Origin of the sequence: Fusobacterium sp. (assembly GCF_029258315.1) — a bacterium.
GTDB lineage: Bacteria > Fusobacteriota > Fusobacteriia > Fusobacteriales > Fusobacteriaceae > Fusobacterium_B.
Map to the genome: position 1 here is coordinate 1 of NZ_JARHZE010000072.1, position 4589 is coordinate 4589.

A 4589-nucleotide genomic window follows, 5' to 3' on the forward strand; every position below is an offset into this window, starting at 1 on the left:
CTGCTTCTTCGAAAGCTATTCTTTTATAAGCTTCTGCTACTTCTGGATATCCTTCTCTATCTGCTACTCTTGACATTGCTAAGTACATTCCAACTTCTGTACATTCTCCTTCGAAGTTAGCTCTTAAACCAGCGATTATTTCTTCATCTCCACAAGCTAATCCTTCTCCGATTTTATGCTCAGTTGCCCAAACTTTTCCTTCACCTTCAACGATTTCTTCCCATTTATCTGGACCTACTCCACAAACTGGACATTTTTCCATTCCTTCAGTTATTATTTCTCCACATACTTTACATCTAAATTTTTTCATATCTTTTTCCTCCTAATATTCTAATTCCCTAATCTTTTATTTTAATTTTGTAATCGTTTCATTTATGTATTTATTTTAGCATAACTTCTTTTTCTTGTCAACAATTTTTTTATTTTTTATAAAATTTTTTTATAAATAAAAAAGAGTGGTAAAAAAAATTCTTAAACACTCTTTCTTAAAATATTAATTTAATTAACTTTAACTCTTAACTCTATCTCTTCTTCCTCTAAAAGTTTTCCTTCTACCTTTGCTCTAACAAGTTCTCTATGCCTTTTTACTAGTAAAGATTTTAAAATTTTTAATTCTCTGGCTATTAAAATGAAAGTAAGCATAAAAGATATAAAATCAGAAACAGGAGCAGCATACCATATACCTGCTACACCAAACATTTTTGACATTATAAATATACTTGGTACTAGAACTATTATCTGTCTTGTAAGACTCATAAAAAAGCTCATCTTTGGTTTCCCAATAGCTTGGAAATATATAGAAGATATTATTTGAAATCCATTTATTGGTAACATAAAAGTTTGTATCTTAAGTCCTCTTGATGCAATTAAAATCAATTCTTCTTTTTTTGCAAAAATATGAATTAGATACTTTGATAAAAATTGAATTGTTAAAAAATCAAAAACACATAATGCTGTTGCTGCAAAAATTGCTTTAAATAAAGCCTCTCTCACTCTTCCATACAGTCTTGAACCATAATTATATCCAAGTATTGGCTGTAGTCCTTGATTTATTCCAAAAATAGGCATCAAAACAAAAGTTATTATCCCTTGTACTATGGCCATAGCTCCTATGGCTGTATCCCCACCATAATCTTTTAAATTATTATTATACACATAGTTTACTAAACTAGCTCCTATCTGAATAGCAAAAGGTGCACTTCCTAAAGAAACTATATTTTTTACTTTTGATATATCAAATTTAATATTTTTTAAATATAATTTCATTCCGCTGAAATCAGAGATAAAATAATATAAAGCCCAAATTCCAGAAGCATACTGTGATATAATTGTAGCCCAAGCAGCACCTTTTACGCCCATATTAAAATAAAATATAAAAATCGGATCTAAAGCTATATTTGTTATGGCTCCAATAAGAAGAGTCATCATAGCCATTTTTGGATTTCCATCTGAACGAATTGAAGCATTGGCTACATAGCCAACTACTGCTGCTGGAAAACCATAAGCTAAAATTTTTAAATAATCTTTTGCATAAGCCTTAGTAAATTCACTACCACCTAATTTAATTACTAACCAATCTAGCTTTCCTAAAATAACTACCATTAAAATTATAGATATTAAAAATCCGAAAAATATTGCTGATCCTAAATATCTTTCAGCCTCTGGTTTATTCTTCTTTCCAAGATTTAATGATGAATTTGTAGCTGATCCTAATCCTATCATTATTGAAAATGCAAAAACAAAAACTACAACAGGAAAAGTTATCCCTACTCCAGCTATTGCTAAATCTCCAACCTCTTCTATATTACCTATATAGATTCTATCAACAATGTTATACAGTGCATTTACCAACATCCCTATTATAGCTGGCAAAGAAAATTGTATTAATAATTTTGTAATTTTCTCCGTTCCCATTAATTTGTGTTTTTTATCACTCATCTATCATATCCCCCTAATTTTTTTATAAATTCCAACTATCTAACAACTTTTTATTTATCTTATACAAGGTTTCTGTATCCTCTTCACCAATCATTTCAACAACTTTTTCGTGAAAAATTTCAGAGATTTCAAAAATTGTATCTATTATCTCTTGAGATTTTTCCTTAAGCTCTATATAAGTCATCCTTTTATCCGAATCAGATAAAGTTTTTTCTATATATCCCTCTGCTTCTAATTTATTTATGAGAGAGGTCACTGTTGATTTATCCCTTCCTAATTTTTTTGTAAGTTCCTTCATAGAAAGTTTTTTATTAAAATATAAAATTATTATTATCCTCATATATGAGTAGCTAAGTGTTATCCCTCTTTTTTTTGCTTCATTTTCTATAAAATAGCAACTTTTTATTCTTATTCTAGAAATATAACTAAAAAGACTGTTTTCTAATTCTTTTTTTTGCATTTTATCACCCCTCATAAAATTTTATCATGAAATTAGTTTTATATCAAACTTTTTTTTGCTAAAAAAAATAACCAAAGAAAACTTTGGTTATTTTATATTATTTATTAAATAAATTAATTAGTCATTGTATCCATTTGGATTGTTACTTTGCCATCTCCAAGAGTCAGCACACATTCTATCTAAATCGTATTTTGCTTCCCAACCTAATTCATTTTTAGCTTTTGTTGCATCAGCATAACACATTGCAACATCTCCTGGTCTTCTATCAACAATTTTATATGGTATTTCATGTCCACACGCTTTACTGAAAGCTTTTACCATATCTAAAACACTATATCCTTTTCCTGTTCCTAGGTTATATGTTACTAATCCTGGGTTTGTTTCTAATTTTTCTAATGCTTTTAAATGTCCTAAAGCTAAGTCTACAACGTGGATATAATCTCTTACTCCTGTTCCGTCGTGAGTTGGATAATCATTTCCATAAACACTTAGGATTTGTAATTTTCCAATAGCTACTTTTGTTATATATGGCATTAAGTTATTTGGAATACCATTCGGTTCTTCCCCAATTTTTCCACTTTCGTGAGCTCCAACTGGATTGAAGTATCTTAAAATTGCAGCATTTAATGTAGGATCTGCTTTAGATATATCTCTTAGCATATCCTCTATCATTAATTTTGTACTTCCATAAGGATTTGTTGTGCTTAATGGGAAGTTTTCTAAGATTGGACAAGTATGTGGATCTCCGTATACTGTTGCTGATGAACTAAATACAAAATTACGTACTCCATATTTTTTCATTACATTTAAAACTACTAAAGTATTTACTAAGTTATTTGTATAATACTCCAATGGTTTAGCTACTGATTCTCCAACAGCTTTAAATCCTGCAAAATGTATAACTGAATCTATTTTATTCTCTTTAAATACTTTTTCAAAGTTTTCTTGATCAAGAATATTTACTTTATAAAACTTAGGTCTTTTTCCTGTGATTTCTTCTATTCTGTCTATAACTTTTTCTGAACTATTGCTTAAATCGTCTACTATTACAACTTCTTTTCCAACATTTAATAGTTCTACCACTGTATGACTTCCTATATAACCTGCTCCACCTGTTACTAAAACTGCCATATAATCACCTCATTAATATTATTTTACTTTCATTTTCAATTAATTATACCTTATTTATTATTTTTTTCAAACAACATAAATTTATTTTTTATAAACTTATTAAATTTTTTTTAAAAAGCTATAATTTTTTGACCATTTTTACAAAATTATATATACTTTCTTCTAAAACATAAGGATAATCTTTAAAAGATGAAAAGCCTACATGTCCACCATATTTGGGAGCTTCAAAAGTAATATTTTTATTTCTTTTACTCTCTTCAAATGGATAACAACCTTCCCCCATCATAGGATCATCTAATGGTGTCAAAATATAGGTAGGAACTGGTATATCAACTATATTTTGTTTACTGCTAACCTTTTGATAATAATCTCTTGCACCATTAAATCCAAAAAATTTTCCTGTGTATGCCTCATCAAATTCTTCTATATTTTTTGCATTTTTTATCTTTTCAATATCTATTAAATTATGCCATTCCTTATGAGAGTCATATTTTCTTTGACACTTGATTTTTAACTTTGTTAAAAATCTTTTACAGTAAACTTTATTTTCTGGGCTGTTTATTCTCTTATTAGAAGATATAAAATCACAAGGGGGAGAAACTGCAAACCCACATATTAAATTATTTGGTAATTTTTCAGTTCCTAAATATTTTAAAACTATATTTCCACCTAAACTAAATCCACCTACAACTATCTCTTTATAGTTTTTTCCCTTTTCTTCTATCACAAGTTTTAAATCCTCAATCATTCCTCCATGATAAGCATAAGGTTTTAAATTTTCCTCTGTACATCCTCTATAATTTAATGCAATAATATCCCAATTTCTCTCTGAGAAATATTTTGCATGAGCTTGTATATATTTACTTTTAGAACTTCCTTCCAAACCGTGACATAAAATTAATAATTTTTTATTTCCATTTTTTATCCAATCAATATCTATAAAATCACCATCATAAGTAGTTACTCTTTCTCTTTCATTATAATCTACTTTTATTTTTCTAAATAAAGTTGGATAACAAGTATTTATATGTTTAAATTTAAATAACCAATTTGGTTTATA

5 protein-coding genes are annotated in these 4589 nt (G+C 28.0%); all 5 read right to left on the reverse strand.

What is annotated here, in order from left to right:
* A partial coding sequence (locus Q1J48_RS05500; protein ID WP_300330564.1) for a rubredoxin-like domain-containing protein occupies positions 1 to 310 on the reverse strand: 310 nt, incomplete at its 3' end.
* Between the two features lie 188 nt (positions 311 to 498).
* A complete protein-coding gene (locus tag Q1J48_RS05505) occupies positions 499 to 1938 on the reverse strand; it encodes an MATE family efflux transporter (protein ID WP_300361850.1) in 1440 nt (479 codons plus the stop codon).
* A 22-nt stretch (positions 1939 to 1960) separates the two neighbouring features.
* Positions 1961 to 2398, reverse strand: coding sequence for a MarR family winged helix-turn-helix transcriptional regulator (locus tag Q1J48_RS05510; RefSeq protein ID WP_300361853.1), 438 nt, complete (start codon positions 2396 to 2398; stop codon positions 1961 to 1963).
* Positions 2399 to 2515: 117 nt separating this feature from the next.
* A complete protein-coding gene (gene galE / locus Q1J48_RS05515; RefSeq protein WP_300330554.1) occupies positions 2516 to 3529 on the reverse strand; it encodes a UDP-glucose 4-epimerase GalE in 1014 nt (337 codons plus the stop codon).
* 118 nt (positions 3530 to 3647) lie between these two features.
* A partial coding sequence (locus Q1J48_RS05520; RefSeq protein ID WP_300361855.1) for a YheT family hydrolase occupies positions 3648 to 4589 on the reverse strand: 942 nt, incomplete at its 5' end.